The following is an 18,588-nucleotide window of genomic DNA, read 5'->3' as shown; positions in this document are numbered from 1 at the left end:
TGTCGGGAGAAATCAGTAAGACTCTCGGTATGAGCCTTGAGCGCGTGACCATCACCATCCCGAGCGAGACGCTCGACGTCGTGAGATCCGCGGCGGAGCGAGAAGGCTTGAGCGTTTCCGCATGGCTGTCACGCGCCGCCGAGCGCGCCGCGAAGATCGAAGCCGGCCTCGCGGCCGCCGAGGAAGCGATGGCAGAGATGGCCCCGCCCTCCCCGGAAGAGCAGGCATGGGTGGATTCCTTCATGGAGATGGTCTCCCGTCCCACGATGCCGGACGAGCAGTCACGCGGTGTGGCATGAGTGCATTGCGTCCGGTGGTGTACGACGCCGGGGCACTGATCGTGGCCGAGCGGAATCACCTGGCCTTCTGGCGCGCCCATCGCTCGTATCTCACGGCGGGAGGGGTGCCGGTGACGCCTGCTCCAGTCGTGGCCCAGGTCTGGCGCGACGGCGCACGCCAGGCCCAGTTGGCCCGCCTCCTGAAGGGCTGTGACGTTGCGGATTTGGAGCACGGGCTGGCGCGGAGTGTGGGGGAGCTTCTTGGCCGCTCCGGTACCTCCGACCCCGTCGACGGCGCCGTCACAGTGATTGCCGCGCATGTCGGCGCAGCTGTTCTCACCTCGGATCCGGACGGCATCCGCCACCTCCTGTCCTACCTGGGCCAGGCAGGCGGGCGGACGTGAAACCGATCCGTGGGTGACTCTGCAACAGTCGCGTGCCAAATCTGGGTGGCCCTTCGCAGGACCCCGGAACGCGCCGCGCGACTGCTTGAGCTGGAGGCGCTTGCAGGGGGCTCGGAGGACCGGGCACAGCGCCGCGCGGCCGGAGCCGAGATCGGCCGCATGATCGCCGAGGCCGAGCGCGAGGTCGTCGCCTGGGCCAAGGGCTAGTGCTGTGACCGCATAGGTTCGCCGGGTTGGTCAGACTGCGATGTTTGCGGATCGACCAGCGGGCGATGTGCTGGCCGAGCTTGGTAGCGGCAGCGGCTGGCCTGGAGTGGGCCTGGGGACAGTTGTGTCGGTTCGCTGCTCTACACTTCAGCTTCCGCAAGGGATTCAGAGATCATTTCCCGGGGGGGGGAAAGAGCATGGCGACACCGCCGCAGAGCATGGATCCGTATCCAGCCCCGCCAACTCAGCCCGCACCCGTGCCGCTTTTGGGATCCACAGGGGCGAACTCGCAATGCTGCCAATTCTGCGGAGGGATGCCGGCGCTCAGGGCCACGGTCCGGGGGCATCAGGGCATGCTGGTCGTCATGCGGTTCCTCAAGGTACGGGGGCTCTTCTGTCGCACCTGCGGCATCGCTGTGCACCGTGAGATGACCAACAAGACGCTGTGGCAGGGTTGGTGGGGCATCGCCTCCTTCGTCATCGCTCCGGTCACCCTGATCTTCAACCTTGTCGCTCGCGTTCGCTTCGGTCGAATGACGTCTCCCGCCAACGGCCTGCGACCTCCGCTCGACCCCGGCAAGCCGGTCATACGACGTGTCGGGGCGCTTGGCGTCTTCGCGCCGTTCCTCATCGTCGGTGTTCTCGCGATCGCCGCGGAGCTGGACGACAGCGCGAACACCGCAAATGTCGGCGCGTGCGTGCGCATCAGCGGAACGGAAAGTGCTCCCGAAGTCGCTGTTGTCGACTGCGGTTCGGCCGAGGCGGAGTTCAAGGTTGCGGAGCGGCACGAGGGCAGTGATGCCCGCTGCGACCGCACAATCTTTTCCGAGTACGCCGAGTACGGAGGCCGAGACAGCTTCACTCTGTGCCTCACTCCGCTTCCCTAGTGCTCTGACCGGGAAGGTTGCCGGACTGGCGGGTCATTCCTTCTCGGAGGCAGCTGCGAGACGGCGGCGGCACAGGTCGGCATCCGTGAGGTGGGGTTTGTGCAGCGCATCGCTGCAGAGCCGCATCTCGCGAGCTGCTCGGTCGAGGTGCTGGCAGAAGGTGAGCGGCAGGTCGAGGTCGTCACCGAGATCGACGAGACAGTCGAAGGCGAGTCCCAGCTCGTTGTGCTCCAGGAACTCAAGCGTCGCTGAGAGGTCGATGTTCGGCAGGCCCGTCAGATGGGCCCGGGCGGCGTCGAGGTGGCCGCGGGTCCGGTTCCAGCTGGACTGAAGTGCCTCGTGATCAACGGTCATGGCGTCAGTGTCGCCGGTGCTGTTCGTACGGTCACGCGGCTTTCGCCGGTCGCTGACTGGCGCTGCCCCGGCGCACGATTTGCTGCAGCTTCTGCCCCTCTTGGTCGGTCGGTCTGCGCACGCGGACAGGCTCAGCCACCACACCCCCAGCAGTCGCACGGACGTATCCGGACATCCAACCGCCGGAACCACCACCCCGGCCAACCTTCCCGGTCAGAGCACTAGCTCGCTGCATGGACCGTGCGCCCCCTCGGCATCACAGCCGGGACGGGGGGTGCTGCGCTTGTGGCGTCATGTTCTGCAAGAACTTGCGAATTGTGTCCTGCGTATTGCCTTGCCGTGTCCAAACGGTTGACCGATTGACCGTCTGCCCCTACGGTCACCTGCGCAAGTAGCGCTTGCATCCTTGCAGCAAGAACCTTCAAGTCCTCGCCCCCACACCTCCCTTCCTGAGTCGCAGGAGGACATATGACCAGCAGATCCCTGGCCGCAGGCCTCGCCCTCGTGGCGGGAGCGGCGGCCGCGGTGCTGGCGCCGGCCGGCACCGCCCAGGCCGCGCCGCCCGGTACCAAGGACGTCACCGCCGTCCTCTTCGAATGGCGCTTCGCCTCCGTCGCCAAGGCGTGCACCGACAGCCTGGGGCCGGCCGGCTACGGCTATGTCCAGGTCTCGCCGCCGCAGGAGCACATCCAGGGGCCGCAGTGGTGGACCTCGTACCAGCCCGTCAGTTACAAGATCGCCGGACGGCTCGGCGACCGCACCGCCTTCAAGAACATGATCGACACCTGCCATGCGGCAGGGGTCAAGGTCGTCGCGGACACCGTCATCAACCACATGTCGGCGGGGTCCGGTGTGGGTACGGGCGGGTCGTCGTACACCAAGTACAACTACCCCGGCCTGTACTCCTCCTGGGACATGGACGACTGCACCGCGCAGATCACGAACTACCAGGACAAGGCGAACGTCCAGAACTGCGAACTGGTGGGCCTCGCCGACCTCGACACCGGCGAGGCGTACGTCCGCACGAAGATCGCCGGGTACATGAACGACCTGCTGTCGCTCGGCGTCGACGGCTTCCGCGTCGACGCGGCCAAGCACATGCCGGCCGCCGACCTCGCCGCGATCAAGGCCAAGTTGACCAACCCCAACGCCTACTGGAAGCAGGAGGCCATCTACGCGGCCGGTGAGGCGGTCTCGCCCAGCGAGTACCTGGGCAACGGCGATGTGCAGGAGTTCCGGTACGCGCGCGACCTCAAGCGGGTCTTCAACAGCGAGAAGCTCGCCTATCTGAAGAACTACGGCGAGGGCTGGGGCTACATGTCCTCCGGCCAGTCCGCCGTCTTCGTCGACAACCACGACACGGAGCGGGGCGGCGACACCCTCAACTACAAGGACGGCGCCAACTACACGCTCGCGAGCGTCTTCATGCTGGCCTGGCCGTACGGGTCGCCCGATGTCCACTCGGGCTACGAGTGGACCGACACGGAGGCCGGACCGCCCAACGGCGGCACCGTGAACGCCTGCTACACCGGCGGCTGGAAGTGCCAGCACGCCTGGCGCGAGATCTCCTCGATGGTCGCTTTCCGGAACACCGCCCGCGGACAGGCCGTCACCAACTGGTGGGACAACGGCAACAACGCCATCGCCTTCGGGCGCGGCAGCAAGGCCTACGTGGCTGTCAACCACGAGGCGTCGGCGCTCACCCGCACGTTCCAGACCTCGCTCCCGGCAGGCGGCTACTGCGACGTCCAGTCGGGTACGCCGGTCACCGTCAACAGCGCGGGCCAGTTCACCCGGACCCTGGCCGCGAACACGGCCGTCGCCCTGCACGCGGGCGCACGCAGCTGCGGCGGCTCGTCCTTGGGCGTCAACGCCACCACCGTGTCGGGGGAGAACTTCTACGTCACCGGCAGCCGCACCGAACCCGGCAACCGGAACGCCGGTCACGCGCTCAAGCTCGACCCGTCGGGCCACCCGGTCCGGAAGACCGGCGTGGCGCTGCCCGCAGGCACGTCGTTCGCGTACACGTACGTCCGCAAGAACGCGAACGGCAACGTCACCTGGGAGAGCGGCGCCAACGGCACCGCCACCGTCGGGGCCGACGGCAAGGTCACCCTCAACGACACCTGGCGCCCCTGAGCCTTCCCGAGGCACCGTGCTCCGTCCGGCTGACCGGAGTGTCCGTCCCCGAACGCCGGACGGGCCGACACGCGCAGCCCCGGTCTCGCTTCACCGTCCACCCTCGTTTCACCGCCCACCCTCCGAAGGAGACCCCTCCGTGATACGCCCCCTGCGCGGCCCGCGCAGAGTATCGGCGGCCGTCCTGGCCGCCGCCCTCGGCGCGGCGCTCGCGCCGGCCGTACCGGCCGCGGCCGCCAAGCCGCCGTCGCCGCCGTCGGACGCCAAGCTCGCCGCCGAGCCGGCCCGGCACGATCTGAACCGGGAGCAGTTCTACTTCGTGCTGCCCGACCGGTTCGCGAACGGCGACCCGGCCAACGACCGCGGCGGGCTGACCGGTTCGCGGCTCGAAACCGGCTACGACCCCACAGACAAGGGCTTCTACCAGGGCGGCGACCTCAAGGGGCTCACACAGAAGCTCGACTACATCAAGGGCCTGGGCACGACCGCCATCTGGCTCGCCCCGATCTTCAAGAACAACCCCGTGCAGGGAATCGGTAAGGACGCGTCGGCCGGCTACCACGGTTACTGGATCACCGACTTCACCCAGGTCGACCCGCACTTCGGCACGAACGCCGATCTGGCGACGCTGATCGACAAGGCCCATGCCAAGGGCATGAAGGTCTTCTTCGACGTGATCACGAATCACACCGCGGACACCGTGGACTACGCGGAGAAGACGTACGGCTACCGCCCCAAGGGCGCCTACCCCTACCTCGACAAGGACGGCCGCCCCTTCGACGACCGCGCCGGTGTCGCGAAGGTGGACGCGGACTCCTTCCCGTACACGCCCAAGGCGGGCGGCAGGAAGGTCCCCGCCTGGCTCAACGACCCGACGATGTACCACAACCGCGGCGACTCCACCTTCGCCGGCGAGAGCAGCGAGTACGGCGACTTCGCCGGGCTCGACGACCTGTGGACCGAGCGTCCCGAGGTCGTCGAGGGCATGAAGAAGATCTACGAGAAGTGGGTCGAGGACTTCGACATCGACGGTTTCCGCATCGACACCGTCAAGCACGTCGACCTGGACTTCTGGACCCAGTGGGCCACCGCCCTCGACGCGCACGCCGCGAAGCACGGCCGGGACGACTTCTTCATGTTCGGCGAGGTCTTCTCCTCGGACACCGCGGTCACCTCGCCCTACGTCACGCGCGGACGGCTCGACGCCACGCTCGACTTCCCCTTCCAGGACGCGGCACGCGCCTACGCCTCCCAGGGCGCCGACGCCTCCCGCCTGGCCAGGGTCTTCGCGGACGACTACCGCTACACCACCGACAAGGCCAACGCCTATGAGCAGGTGACCTTCCTCGGCAACCACGACATGGGCCGCATCGGGACCTTCCTGAAGCAGGATCACCCGCAGGCCGGTGACGCGGAGCTGCTGAAGCGGGCCCGGCTCGCCAATGAGCTGATGTTCCTCAGCCGCGGCAACCCGGTGGTCTACTACGGCGACGAGCAGGGCTTCACCGGCGCCGGCGGCGACAAGGACGCCCGCCAGACCCTCTTCGCCTCGAAGACCGCCGACTATCTCGACGACGACCAGCTGGGCACGGACCGTACGCACGCGACGGACGCCTACGACCCGGAGCACCCCGTCTACCGGTCGATCGCCGCGCTGTCGAAGCTGACCCGCGAGCACCCGGCCCTCCGCGACGGCGTCCAGACCGAGCGGTATGCCAAGGACTCGGTGTACGCCTTCTCCCGTACGGACGCCAAGACGAAGACCGAGTACGTCGTCGCCGTCAACAACGCGGAGACGGAGAAGACGGTCTCCTTCGCGACGGACACCGCCTCGGACTTCCGTGTGCTGTACGGAGGCTCCGGCACCGTCCGCAGCGACGGGAGGATCACCGTCACCATGCCCGCCCTGTCCTCGCTGGTGCTGCGTGCCGCCGAGCCCCTGCCCGCGCCCGCCGGCAGGCCGACGATCACCCTGAAGGCCCCGGCCGCCGGCGCCACCGGCACCGTCGAGATCTCCGCCGATGTGCACGGCGGCGCGCTCAACCGGGTCGTCTTCGCCGCTCAGACCGGCAACGGCAAGTGGCGCACGCTCGGCTCCGCCGACCACGCCCCCTACAAGGTCACCCAGCACATCGACGCCACGGTGGCGGCCGGGGCCGACCTGCGGTACAAGGCAGTGGTGGTGGACAGCGCAGGCCGTACCGCGAGCGCACTCGCCTCGACGACCGCGGGCCAGGCCCCGCCGCCGCAGAAGCCGGTGGCCGTCGAGCGTCCGTATGCCGTCGTGCACTATCAGCGCCCCGACGGTGACTACGACGGCCGGCAGCTGAGGACTGGGGACGTCACCGCGGCCTTCACCGGCCGCGACGCGTACGGCGCGTTCGCCTGGGTCAAGGTGCCCGACGGCGCCTCCACCGTCCCGTACACCGTCGAGAAGGACGGCGCCGCGGACGGCCCGCAGCGGAGCGTCAACCTCGCCCGCACCGGCGAGGTCTGGATCACGCAGGGCAAGGACGGCCAGTCGGACACCGCGCCGGACGGCGTGTACCTGCCGCAGGACAAGACCAAGGCCGTGCTCCACTACCAGCGCCCCGACGGCGACTACGACGGCTGGGGCCTGCACACCTGGACCGGCGCCAAGGAGCCGACCGACTGGTCCCGGCCGCTGATGCCCGTACGCCGGGACAGCTACGGCCTGACCTTCGAGGTGCCGCTCGCCGACGGTGCCACCTCGCTCAGCTACATCCTCCACCGGGGCGACCAGAAGGACCTGCCCTCCGACCAGTCGCTGTCCTTCGCGACCCACGGCAACGAGGTGTGGCTGCTCGCCGGGCAGCCGACGTACCTGCTGCCGCAGACCGGCGGCGCCCCGTCGCTGGACCTCGCCACGTCCGAGGCGCAGTGGATCGACCGCGACACCGTGGTCTGGAAGGTCAAGGCCACCGACGCGACCAGCCAGCAGCTGGTGTACGCCAAGGACGGCGGCATCCAGGTCGTCGACGGGGCGCTGTCCGACGAGGGCCGGTGGCTGCGTCTCGCTCCGGCCGCGCTGACCGACGCCCAGAAGGCGAAGTACCCGCATCTGAAGGACTACCCGGCCTTCACCGTCGACCCGCGCGACCGCGACCGGGTCCGCGAGGCGCTGCGCGGCCAGCTGATCGCCACCCAGCGGGCGGCCAACGGCGCGCTGCTCGCCGCGACCGGCGTGCAGACGGCCGGGATCCTCGACGACCTGTACGCCGACAGGGCCGGCAAGGCCGCGCTCGGCCCGGTCTTCGACCGCGCGCACCGTCCGACGCTTTCCCTGTGGGCCCCCACGGCCCAGCAGGTGTCCCTCGAAGTCGACGGAAAGACCGTCCCGATGAGGCGCGACGAGGCGAGTGGAGTCTGGTCGGTCAAGGGCCGGGCGGACTGGGCGGGCAAGCCGTACCGGTACGTGGTGACGGTGTGGGCGCCGAGCGTCCAGAAGGTCGTGACCAACAAGGTGACCGACCCCTACTCCACCGCCCTGACCACCGATTCCGCGCGCAGCCTGGTCGTCGACCTGGCCGATCCGAAACTGGCCCCCGAGGGCTGGTCCGCGCTGCGCAAGCCGGCCGCCGTGCCGCTGCGCGACGCGCAGATCCAGGAGCTGCACATCCGCGACTTCTCGATCGCGGACCGTACGTCCAAGCACCCGGGCGGCTATCTGGCCTTCACCGACGCCGACTCGGACGGCATGAAGCATCTGCGTGCCCTCGCCGGGGCCGGTACGTCGTACGTCCATCTGCTGCCGGCCTTCGACATCGGGACCATCCCGGAGAAGAAGTCCGAGCAGCAGACCCCGGCCTGTGATCTGAAGGTGTACGCCCCGGACTCCGAGGAGCAGCAGGCCTGCGTCGCCCGGGTCGCCGCGAAGGACGCCTACAACTGGGGCTACGACCCGCTGCACTACACCGTGCCCGAGGGCTCGTACGCCTCCGACCCCGAAGGCACGCGCCGCACGGTCGAGTTCCGGCAGATGGTGCAGTCCCTGAACGGCGCCGGGCTGCGCACGGTGATGGACGTCGTCTACAACCACACCGTCGCGAGCGGCCAGGACGGCAAGTCCGTCCTCGACAGGATCGTGCCCGGCTACTACCAGCGGCTGCTCGACGACGGCACGGTGGCCACCTCCACCTGCTGCGCCAACACCGCGCCCGAGAACGCCATGATGGGCAAGCTCGTCGTCGACTCGGTCGTCACCTGGGCCAAGGAGTACAAGGTCGACGGCTTCCGCTTCGACCTGATGGGCCACCACCCGAAGGCCAACATCCTGGCCGTCCGCAAGGCCCTCGACGAGCTCACGGTCGAGAAGGACGGAGTCGACGGGAAGAAGATCATCCTCTACGGCGAGGGGTGGAACTTCGGCGAGATCGCCGACGACGCCCGCTTCGTGCAGGCCACCCAGAAGAACATGGCCGGCACCGGCATCGCCACCTTCTCCGACCGCGCACGTGACGCCGTGCGCGGCGGCGGCCCCTTCGACGACGACCCGGGCGTCCAGGGCTTCGCGTCCGGCCTGTACACCGACCCCAACGGGTCCGCGTCCAACGGCTCGCGGGACGAGCAGCGTGCCCGGCTCCTGCACTACCAGGACCTGATCAAGGTCGGCCTGTCCGGCAATCTCGCGTCCTACACCTTCACCGACACCCGCGGCCGTACGGTCAAGGGCTCCCAGGTGGACTACAACGGCGCCCCGGCCGGATACGCGGCCGCCCCCGGCGACGCCCTCGCCTACGCGGACGCGCACGACAACGAGACCCTGTACGACGCGCTCGCCTTCAAGCTGCCGGCCGGCACCCCGGCGGCCGACCGGGCCCGTATGCAGGTGCTCGCCATGGCCACCGCCGCGCTGTCGCAGGGCCCGGCGCTCTCCCAGGCCGGTACGGATCTGCTGCGCTCCAAGTCGCTGGACCGTAACTCCTACGACAGCGGGGACTGGTTCAACGCCATCCACTGGGACTGCCGGGACGGCGGCAACGGCTTCGGCCGCGGACTGCCGCCCGCCGCCGACAACCGCTCCAAGTGGTCGTACGCCAAGCCGCTGCTGACCGCGTCCACGATCGCGCCGGGCTGCGACGAGATCAACGGCGCCTCGGCCGCGTACCGCGACCTGCTGAAGATCCGCACCACTGAGAAGGCATTCAGCCTGGGCACGGCGGACGAGGTCCAGTCCACGCTCTCCTTCCCGCTCTCCGGGGCGGAGGAGACGCCCGGCGTGATCACCATGCGCCTGGGCGGTCTGGTTGTCGTCTTCAACGCCACCCCGCAGCAGCAGACCCAGCGGGTCCCGGGCCTCGCGGGGAAGGCGTACACCCTGCACTCCGTCCAGGCGTCCGGCGCGGACGCGACCGTGAAGCGGTCCTCGTACGACGAGGCCACCGGCACCTTCACGGTCCCGGCGCGAACGGTCGCGGTCTACGAGAGCCGCTGACCCTGGTGCACTGGGCTCCGGCGGGCGGGAGCTCGCCGGAGCCGCGCACGACCGGCCGGGCCGGGACCGTCACGGTCCGGGCCCGGCTGCGGTCGCCGTAGGGACGTGCGTCCATCATCGCCCCCTCCGAGCTTCGGAGGCCCAGCTCGGCCTCATCGACTCGGCGGCACCTGAGACGCCACACTGTGTCCGTGATGCGATCGGACCAGGGCAACCGCACCTCAACTGTCCTCGGGCGCAGGCTTGGTGGCGAACTGCTGCGCCTGCGAGACGCCGCCGGCAAGACCCAGCAACAGGCGGCCCAGGCCATCAGCGCCACCAGCACGAAGATCGTGAAGATGGAACGCGGATGGGTCCCCATGCGAGACCCGGACATCCGAGTGCTGTGCGAGTTCTACGGCCTCGACGACCCCAGGCCGGTTGGCCATCTCCTCGACCTGGCAAGACTGGACCGGGAGCGCCGCAAGGCCAAAGGCTGGTGGCAGCACTCACCGAACGCGGGTGCCCTGGCTGAGTACATCGCCATGGAGGACGCCGCCAGCCGCGTCCGAACTTGGCAACTCGCCTTGATTCCCGGCCTGTTCCAGACCGCGGAGTACGCTCGCTCCCTGGCCGTGAGCGACGGTGTCTGGGAGGACCCCGACGAAATCGAGCGCATCGTCGAGGTACGCATGAAACGCCAAGCCCGCCTGCTCGGCGACGACCCGCTCCACGTCTACGCGGTCGTCTGGGAGGCCGCGCTGCGCCAGCTGATCGGCGGCCCCGACGTGATGCGCGCCCAACTGGAACGGCTAATTGAAGTCGCCCAGTTGCCGAACGTACGCCTCCAGGTACTCCCCTACCGCAGCGGCGGACACCCCTGCGTGGGCGGCGCGTTCAACATCGTCTCCTTTGCCGAGACCGAGGCCATCGACGTGGTCCACGTGGACTCCATCGCCTCCACGGTCTGGGTCGAGAACCCCGACGAGGGCGCCGCCTACAGCACGTTCTTCGACCGCACGACCCGGCTCAGCCTGGCCCAGCACGATTCCGCCGCCCTGATCGACAGCATCCGCAAGGAGATGTGACACATGCCCGAGTTCCAGTTCACGAAGTCCAGCCACAGCACCTCGGCCGGCGAATGCGTCGAGGTCGCGCTCAACATACCCGGCACTGTGGCTATCCGGGACTCCAAGAATCCATACAGCCCGATACTCCGCCTCGCCCCCAACACCTGGGATGCCTTCCAGGAAGCCCTGCGCCTCGCTCGATGAACGCCTCTCAGGTAAGCCAGAGACACGTCCACAGGGGGCGTCTGTACGCTGCGGCGACTGAGTATTTCGCCGCAGGTGCCGATGCGTGGGCGGTGGAGCGTGACGAAGGCGCGGCAGTGCAGGAAGTGCTGATCTTCGATTAATAAATCTTTGGCGATGTCAAATCAATTCTGCGTTTCCGTTGCCACCCGACCGAATTTCAGCACGTCCTTGATGAGAGATGCACGATGACACACCCCTCGATCAAGATCGCTGCGACACCTGACCGAAGGGCGCGCCAAGGAGGCTAAAGAAAGAGATCCCGACTCCGCCCCTCATTTACCGCCTATTTTCAGACTCTGACTCACGGAAGTGGTCGGCACCGCTAGGCGGCGCGACAAATCGATCCACCGATTCCGCCAATTCGACATTACCGTCAGAGTCAATCGTTATAGGTGCAGCCTGGCCAATATCGGTGATGAGCCACCCAAGGATCTCCTGCGATACCGGGGCTCCGTCCTCATCGTCCCAATGTGCACGCCAACCACCGCCGGGCAGCACCCCCGAAACCCGCTGGGCCCTTTCAAGGCGCGAAAAATCCGGAAAGGACGTAGCCGCCCTGAGTTTCCCCTGAGTGGGATCAACCACCATCGCCGCACCAGTTTCAGGATCCCATGCCTCCACATCACGCATACGCGCCATCTCTCCACCCTCAATGCCGGAAAAATAGGCAGTCCAACCCGTGGAATTATAGTATTTCACTATCGATTTCTCCAATCTGCAAAACGTGCTAAATTCGCATTCTCTCAACACTAGACGAGTTTTTCTGAATGCCTGCGAGCGTGAGGCGAGGATGCCCAGTATCCCTTTGTGGCGACGAACTTGGCCACGCTCGTGACCGCACTGTACGTGAAGTTCGGCGATGACTGGGCCAGTATCGCAAGGCTCCCCGGCGGGACAGGGCATCACCCTGCTCAGACCGTCCATGAAACGCCCCCGCCGGAGAACCGCTGCTTATGAAGTCCGCCAGCCCATCGAGTCGGTCAGCGCCTCAAGGGTCGAGCATGACCTGGAACAACACGGGGGACGCACATGTAAGGGCGTCGCCGTACGCGTCGTGCAGTGCATCCTCGCGCTGGCCGCTGTGATCTGGCGCAACTTCCAGTCCGGCCAGGCGGGCAGCCGATCACTGACCGCCTACGACCACTGAACGCGCTCGGAAAGACTCGCCTAAGGGAACAGCTTATTTATCGGATGAGCGGTTCGAAGAGTTCCATCCGGATTGACGATGACCCGAATGCCTGACGCATCATACCCTCCTTCGTTCTTGCTTAGAACTCCAACCTTACGCCCGAAGTCATATTCGTAAAGAATTCCGTCTCGCGGTTTACGCGTAACGGGATCAGGCGTGTTCGGCTTTCCGTGGCCACGCTCGATGGTTTCCTCGATCAACTTCTTTACGTGCTTGGCCTGTCCGGTAAACACCCCCTTGGATTCGTCAACACCCAAACCTCCCGGGCGATGAAAATACACGATCTTCGCCCAGCCCTTAGTTATGTCCGTGGCGTCTGTATCCCATAGCGCCTTGCGAGCTGCCGCCCCGGCCGCCCCTTTACCGAGCGCGCTGACGCCACCGATTTCGACCGTACCCGTCGCATATTCGTCACACAGGTGGGGACCACCAGGTGGACATATATCTTCGTGCTTCAGCTTGCGCAGTGCCTCATCCCAGTCGCCCTGCAGTGCCGAAATGAGAGGGCCATTGGGCATAAGACTCTTCAGGAAATTCCCAAAGTTGACATCGCTGTCAGTCGGTCCGTTCTTCGTGCAGTACGTTGTGAGGCCGGTCCCCGTGCAGGTTAGCGGGCCGCCCTGGGTATGGCCCTTGCTGTCAGTGGGAGCTGTGCCTTCGTCCCCTCCGCTGCCTGGCTCCTTTTCGGGGTGGTATACGGAGTCGCTGTCCGGAACGCCGTTGTTGCATCCCGTGATCACTCCGGTGTGGCATTCCGGGACCCCGAGGCCGCTGGGGTCAGAGTTGGTGACGGGATTGTTGTGGCCGTAGCTGTAGCCGTTGATCGATTGGTGCTTGTCGACTTCCAGGAGTGGGTCGATGCTGATGAACTGGCCGATGGCGGGGTCGTATTCGCGGGCGCCGATGTGGGTGAGGCCGGTGGTGGTGTCGGCGGGTTTGCCGAGGAAGGATTTGTCGTCGGGCCAGGTGGTGGGCTGGGTGCCTCGGGGGGCGCCGAAGGGGGTGGTGTGGCGCTTGGTGATGGCCAGGGCTGTGGCGTCCATCGCGAGGCTGCTTGTGCCGTGGTGGTCGGCGGCGAGCCAGTTGAGTTTGGTGCCGCTCACTCCTGCGGTGGCGGTGCGGACGGCGATGGTCTGGCCGGCGGCGGTGTAGTAGCGCGTGCCGGACAGGGTTTTGGTGGTGCCCTTGACGTTGAGGCGGACTTCGGTGCCGCCGAGGTAGAGGACGGTGTCGCCGTCGCCTGCCGCGCGGCGGATGAGGAGTTCGCCGGAGGCGTCGTAGAGGTAGGTGGTGTTCAGGGCGGGCTTGGTGCCGGCTGCGGGTTCGGTGGTGGAGACGAGTTTGCCTTCGGCGTTCCAGGTCAGGGTCTGCTGGGCCTGGGTGCCGGGGCGGCTGGTGGTGTTGCCGGTTTTGTCGTAGGTGTAGGTCTTGGTCGTGGTGCCGTTGACGGTCTTGGTCAGGGGGTGGGGCTGGTTGTTGGTGGTGCCGTAGGTGTAGGTGGTGGTGCTGTTGCCGGAGCTGGTGTGCTGGGTTTCGGTCTTGCGCTGGCCGGAGGCCGTGTAGGTGTAGCTGGTCCAGTACGGGGCCGCGCCGTCGAGGTTGGCCATTGTGCGGCCACTCGCGGCGCAGTCGGCGGTCTTCGGGGTCCAGGCCTCGGTCATACGGCGGTGGCCGTCGTAGGTGAAGCACTGGTAGTCGGCCTTGCCGGTGCCACCGAGCGTGGTGGCGTCGAAGATGGACGTGACGTTGCCCGCGTCGTCCTGGGTGAACTTCAGCTCCTGCGGCATGTAGCCGTGCACGTCGTCGGTGACGAAGGAGCGGGTCAGACGACGCGTGCCGTACTCGTAGTCGTAGTTGAGGTAGGTCTTCTTGGTGCTGGTTGGGTTTGTGCCCAGCGAGAGCTGGCGCAGATCTCCGGTCTGCGAATACGCGGCGGCCTGGAGGTAACCGCTCGTGCCGCTGGAGGTGAGCTGCTGGCCGAGCAAGCCGAAGGTGTTGGAAACGATCTCACTCGCGAGCCCGGCCACGGCAGGGTTGCCGGACTGCTTGATGGTGCCGTCGAGGTTGTAGACGGTCGAGAAGGACAGGGTGCTGCTCACACCGGCAGTGACCAGCGGATCGGTGCTGGGCAGAAGCAGCTGGCTTTCGGTGACCTGGTAGAGAGAGTCGTAGCCGGTGACCTTCTTGGTGTAGGCCTTGCCGGCCGCACCTCCCTCGTACCGGACGGCCGTGTCCTGCTGACCCTTGGCAAGCGTGTCGAAGGTCCAGGCGGCCAGCTTGTTCGTGTCGGTCTTGGCGCCGTTCCACATGCCGGTCCTGCGGCCCAGAACGTCGTACTCGTACGTGAGGGTCCTGGCCTCGGCATCCGTGGTCGACTCGACCTGATCGAGGGTGTTGTAGCTGCTGCTCGTACCACCCTTGTCCGGGTCGGTGGCCCTCACCTGGCGGCCGTGGAGGTCGTAGGTGTAGGACCAGGCCTTCTGGTCCGGTCCTTCGACCGTTTGCTGCTGCCCGGCCGGGGTGTAGACGTATTTCGTGGTGGTGTGGTCGGTACCGGTGGGCTGCGGGCCGGCGTACTCACGCCGCTCGACGGTCTGGCCCAGCGCGTTGGTGATCACCGCGGTGGCCTGGCCGCCCGCCGGGGCACTGGTGGCCACCGTGTCACCGGTGTACGTCGTGTCGACCGTCCAGCGCGGCACACCCCCGACCTTGGTGACCGCCTTGACGGCGCGGCCCGCACCGTCATAGGTGCTGTCGGTCTGCATGGGTGCCTGACCGCCGTCGGTCTGCACGATCGTGCCCCCGGGGGCCGTCTTCTCGTCCCAGATGTCGGCCTGCGAGGAGGCCACGAGACCGCGCTCGTCGTACAGCGTCTGCGCGATCAGGCGACCGCCGGAGGGCGAGGGCGACTGGACCTGGCGGGAGCGCAGCAGCGAGTCGTAGATCTCGAAGCTGGTGTTGTAGCCGGAAGCCTGCCCGTTGAGCGTGCCCGTGGACACCCACGACGGGGCGGTGGCCGAGATGCTGTAGTCGTAGACCTGGTTCGGGGTCTTGCCCAGAACCTTCGAGCGGTTGGCCAGCCATACCTTGGTGACCCGGCCGAGGCTGTCGAACTCGGACTCGGTGACCTTGCTGTTCGGGTCGGTCACCTTCAGCGCCGCGCCGGTGGCGAAGTCCAGGACCGAAGTCGTCTTGTGGCTCTTGGCGTTGGTGACACTCATCCCGGTCAACGGGCCCGCGGCCGCCGGGGTGTAGGTCGTGGTCGCGGTCGTGGTGCCGTCGACGTCCATGACCGTCAGCGGGCGGCCCAGGGCGTCGTACGTGGTGGTGGACACCTTCTGCCAGCTGGGCTGGTCGTCGGTGTAGTACCCGCTCGCTCGCCCGGTCCACTGCACCTCGCCCTTGGTGGGCGTCTGCGAGGCCGTCCAGGAGACCGCGCTGTCGTACCTGGTGGCGGTGTCGGAGATGACGTCCCCGGCGCGGGAGGAGTCGACGGGCAGGTCGAGCGCCGAGTCGGCGGTCGCACACGGCTTGGCAACCGTACGGGTGCGCGAGACCAGGCTGTTGATGCCGACCGCGTCATTGCGGGCGTACCAGATGCGGGTGCACTTCTCGTCGCCCGTGACGGCGTCGTCGCCCTTGTCCTCCACCGTTCCGGCCATGCCGTAGGCGTCGTACGTGGTCGCCGTGGTGCGCACGCGGTCGACCGGGGTGCCGCTGGTGGTGACGTTGGTGCGGGAGTGGGTGGCCGCGGTGCGGACGTAGTACGCCTCGGTGTCGGCGTACGACCGGTGCTGGACGGCGGTCAGCTTCGACCAGGGGTCGTTGATGGTGCCGGACACTTCCTGGGCGCCGTTGTAGGTGGCCGATTCACGGGTCATGCCCGCGTACTGCTCGTAGTCGGTCACCGACGGCGCCTTGATGCCGCTGACCATGACCGACCTGCGGGCGGTCGGGTCCGGGGTCTTGCCGTCGGCGCTCAGGACGCGGTCGGCGTTCATACCGCGCAGGTAGACGGTGACGGTCTTGGACTGGGTCCTGGTCGACAGGCCGGTGAGGTGGGTGACCTTCCCGAAGCCGCGCCAGACCGACCAGGTGCGCTCCTTCTCCTTGACCAGCGGGTCCTCGTTGTAGTGCCAGGCACCGCCGCCGGAGTAGGTGTAGGTGTGCAGGGTCGGTTCGGCGCCGCCGTGGGTGTCGATCGTGGAGACGGCCTGGACCGGATACTTCTGGAACCAGTCCAGGATCGGGTCCTTCTCCCCGTTCGGGGACCAGTAGACCGGGTAGCAGCGCTTGGTGTTCTCGTCGAGCTTGGGCTTGCTCTGCCCGGCGAGGCACTCGGCGGGCATGTAGGTGACGAGGGTCTGCGCGCCCGCCTCGGACGTGATGCCGCGCAAGCGGGGCTTGTTGAGCGGCAGGATGTTGTCGCCGGGACCGTCGACGCGATTGGTCCGGAACTCGTGGTCGAAGACGACCGGCGGGAGGGTGATGGGCGTCCCGTGCTGACCGGTGTGCTTGATCTCCTTCAGCCACAGTGACTGGTCGGTGGAGTCGCCGGTGTCACCCGGGTCGAGGTACTGCTGGGTGAACGCCCAGCTGTCGACCCGCTCGAAGTCCTCGGTGGCCAGGGCCGCATTCCACGCGTGCGTGGTGATGCCGGTCATCCGCTTGCGCGTGAAGAAGGTCGGGCCGACATTGCCCGTGCACTTGTCGCCGTCCTTGCACACGGCGTCGAACGGCACGTCCGGCCAGTTGTCCCGGGTGGTGTCGGTCAGCGAGTCGCAGCCGGTGCCGGAGGCAAGACAGCGCTCGGCGTACGAGAAGGTGACCTTGTCGGACGCGGCCGGGGAGCCGGGGGCGCTGGTGAACAGTGCGCCCGCGCGCTGGCCGTAGCGGATCTCCTTGAGGTAGCCACCACGGGTGTACCGGGTGCCGATGGTGTCGTCGCCCAGGTCGTCGTAGTTGTTGGTCTCGGCCTCGTACCAGTACGACATGGCGTTGCCATGGGTGTCGACGACGTAGTCGAGGTTCCACCGCCAGGCCTGCTTCTTGCTGCGGCCGGAGAAGGTGGTGCCGTCGGCGTATCCGGGCTCGCCCGGGTCGTCGCCGAAGACGGGCACGGTCCACACCGAGTCGGTGCGGTCCGTGGCGGCGGCGCCGTCGAGCTTGTTCAGGCCGAAGACGTACTTGGTGCCATTGCCTGTGATGACGGTCCAGTACTCACCGTCGTCGTCACCGTTTTCCGCACCGGTGGAACGGGTGACGGTGGAGGCGTCGTCGCTCTTCAGCCGCCACTGGCCGGTGGTGTCGTCCTTGACGAGCTCAGTGGCCTTGCCGTTCAGGACGAGGGAGGCGTTGTCGTACTTCCAGCACAGGTCGAACTTGTCGGTCTGGCCGTCGTCGTCACACGCGCCGTACTTGCGCTCGATGTACGACGAGGTGATGTCGAAGCCCTCACCGAGCACGGTGCCCTGATTGTTGCTGGAGGCGGTCCGGCCGTCCACGCTCCCGGAGTCGTACGACAGCGTCAGGTCCGGTTGGGGGCCGGCCGCGGACGGCGGGACGCGCAGCGGGTACGACCAGGTGAACGTCCCGGACGAGCCGCCGGCGTCCCAGGTGGAGGACGCGGAGAGTGGGGTCGCTTTGTAATCGCCGGTGCTCGACGTCGTGCCGGCGGCGAGTGCCAGCACCATCGTCCGACCGTCCGAGGAGGCGGAGGATGTGGCTGCCGGGTTCGTGGTGAAGGCGAGCTGGGCGTCGATCCGGTTCTGCCGGCGGTGGTTGGTGTACTTCAGCGGGGTGCGGGTGCGGCACTTCGCATCGGTCGGTGCGGTCAGGGCGCAGTCGGGCAGTCGCTGGACCTGGAGGCGGCCTGCCCAGTCACCGCCGTAGGCTGAGGCGAATTTCCCGTAGTTGATGCCGAGCTGGGCGCTTCCGCCGGTCGCGGGGCCGGTGACGGTCAGCACCACGCCCTTCACGCCGAGACGCTGGGCGGCCTTCTGATCGAGGACGGTGACCTTGACCTTGTCGGCCGTCGGGGGCTGCTTTGCGGTCTTGGCGGTCGTGGTGGCATGGCGCTCTGCGAGGACGAGCGGTAGGGCGCCGGGGGATGCCTGGGCCGTCCTGCCGGTTGTCAGATCGAGCGTGGCCGACCCCTTGGTGGGCCACGTGACCGTCCGGGACTGATCCTTCTTGGCGCGGGCGGCGTCGGCGCGGCCCGCCGCCGCGGCCTGCTCCAGCAGCGCGGCTGTCTTCTTGTTCACCTTCGCGCTGAACGGAGACACACGACTGGCCTGTGGAGCCTTGAGGTCGGGCCTGCCCAGCGGATCGGCATCCGCCGCGAATGCCATCGGGGCCAGGAGCCCGGATATGAGGGCAAG

Annotated in this window: 11 protein-coding genes and 1 pseudogene; 9 read left to right on the top strand and 3 right to left on the bottom strand. The window is 67.4% G+C overall.

Features of this window, described 5'->3' with window-relative positions:
- The first annotated feature begins 44 nt into the window (after window positions 1-44).
- The 4 genes from ABD858_RS09375 (at window position 45) to ABD858_RS09360 (ending at window position 1,776) form a co-directional block, all read left to right on the top strand.
- Window positions 45-299 (top strand): hypothetical protein, encoded by a 255-nt coding sequence (locus ABD858_RS09375; RefSeq protein ID WP_345035787.1) that lies wholly within the window; start codon window positions 45-47, stop codon window positions 297-299.
- Window positions 296-682, top strand: coding sequence for a twitching motility protein PilT (locus ABD858_RS09370; protein ID WP_345035785.1), 387 nt, complete (start codon window positions 296-298; stop codon window positions 680-682). Before ABD858_RS09375 ends, ABD858_RS09370 begins: the two co-directional genes overlap by 4 nt.
- Window positions 683-727: 45 nt before the next feature.
- Window positions 728-889, top strand: coding sequence for a hypothetical protein (locus tag ABD858_RS09365; RefSeq protein ID WP_345035784.1), 162 nt, complete (start codon window positions 728-730; stop codon window positions 887-889).
- Between the two features lie 428 nt (window positions 890-1,317).
- Window positions 1,318-1,776 carry an LppU/SCO3897 family protein gene (locus ABD858_RS09360; RefSeq protein WP_345035783.1) on the top strand — a complete coding sequence of 153 codons (459 nt, stop codon included), beginning with the start codon at window positions 1,318-1,320 and terminating at the stop codon, window positions 1,774-1,776.
- Between the two features lie 33 nt (window positions 1,777-1,809).
- Here ABD858_RS09360 and ABD858_RS09355 read toward each other — a convergent pair whose 3' ends face one another.
- Window positions 1,810-2,130 carry a MafI family immunity protein gene (locus ABD858_RS09355; protein WP_345035782.1) on the bottom strand — a complete coding sequence of 107 codons (321 nt, stop codon included), beginning with the start codon at window positions 2,128-2,130 and terminating at the stop codon, window positions 1,810-1,812.
- 468 nt (window positions 2,131-2,598) lie between these two features.
- Between ABD858_RS09355 and ABD858_RS09350 the strand changes: the two genes are divergently transcribed.
- The 4 genes from ABD858_RS09350 (at window position 2,599) to ABD858_RS09335 (ending at window position 10,977) form a co-directional block, all read left to right on the top strand.
- Window positions 2,599-4,269, top strand: coding sequence for a carbohydrate-binding module family 20 domain-containing protein (locus tag ABD858_RS09350; protein WP_345035780.1), 1,671 nt, complete (start codon window positions 2,599-2,601; stop codon window positions 4,267-4,269).
- A 139-nt stretch (window positions 4,270-4,408) separates the two neighbouring features.
- Window positions 4,409-9,724, top strand: a complete 5,316-nt coding sequence (gene pulA, locus ABD858_RS09345) for a pullulanase-type alpha-1,6-glucosidase (RefSeq protein WP_345035779.1) — start codon at window positions 4,409-4,411, stop codon at window positions 9,722-9,724.
- A gap of 194 nt (window positions 9,725-9,918) precedes the next feature.
- Complete coding sequence (locus ABD858_RS09340; RefSeq protein ID WP_345044382.1) at window positions 9,919-10,791, top strand: DUF5753 domain-containing protein; 873 nt, start codon at window positions 9,919-9,921, stop codon at window positions 10,789-10,791.
- A gap of 3 nt (window positions 10,792-10,794) precedes the next feature.
- Complete coding sequence (locus tag ABD858_RS09335; RefSeq protein WP_345035777.1) at window positions 10,795-10,977, top strand: DUF397 domain-containing protein; 183 nt, start codon at window positions 10,795-10,797, stop codon at window positions 10,975-10,977.
- Between the two features lie 318 nt (window positions 10,978-11,295).
- Here ABD858_RS09335 and ABD858_RS09330 read toward each other — a convergent pair whose 3' ends face one another.
- A complete protein-coding gene (locus tag ABD858_RS09330; protein ID WP_345035776.1) occupies window positions 11,296-11,733 on the bottom strand; it encodes a hypothetical protein in 438 nt (145 codons plus the stop codon).
- 181 nt (window positions 11,734-11,914) lie between these two features.
- Between ABD858_RS09330 and ABD858_RS36770 the strand changes: the two are divergent.
- A pseudogene (locus tag ABD858_RS36770) lies at window positions 11,915-12,166 on the top strand (IS982 family transposase); the annotation flags it as partial.
- 20 nt (window positions 12,167-12,186) lie between these two features.
- Here the strand turns inward: ABD858_RS36770 and ABD858_RS09325 are convergent.
- Entirely contained in the window at window positions 12,187-18,558 is a 6,372-nt protein-coding gene (locus ABD858_RS09325) for an RHS repeat-associated core domain-containing protein (protein WP_345035775.1), read from the bottom strand.
- Between the last annotated feature and the right edge of the window lie 30 nt (window positions 18,559-18,588).

The sequence above is a fragment of the Streptomyces sannanensis genome (genome assembly GCF_039536205.1).
In the GTDB taxonomy this organism is placed as follows: Bacteria; Actinomycetota; Actinomycetes; order Streptomycetales; family Streptomycetaceae; genus Streptomyces; species Streptomyces sannanensis.
This window is presented reverse-complemented; position numbering and strand designations above follow the sequence as displayed.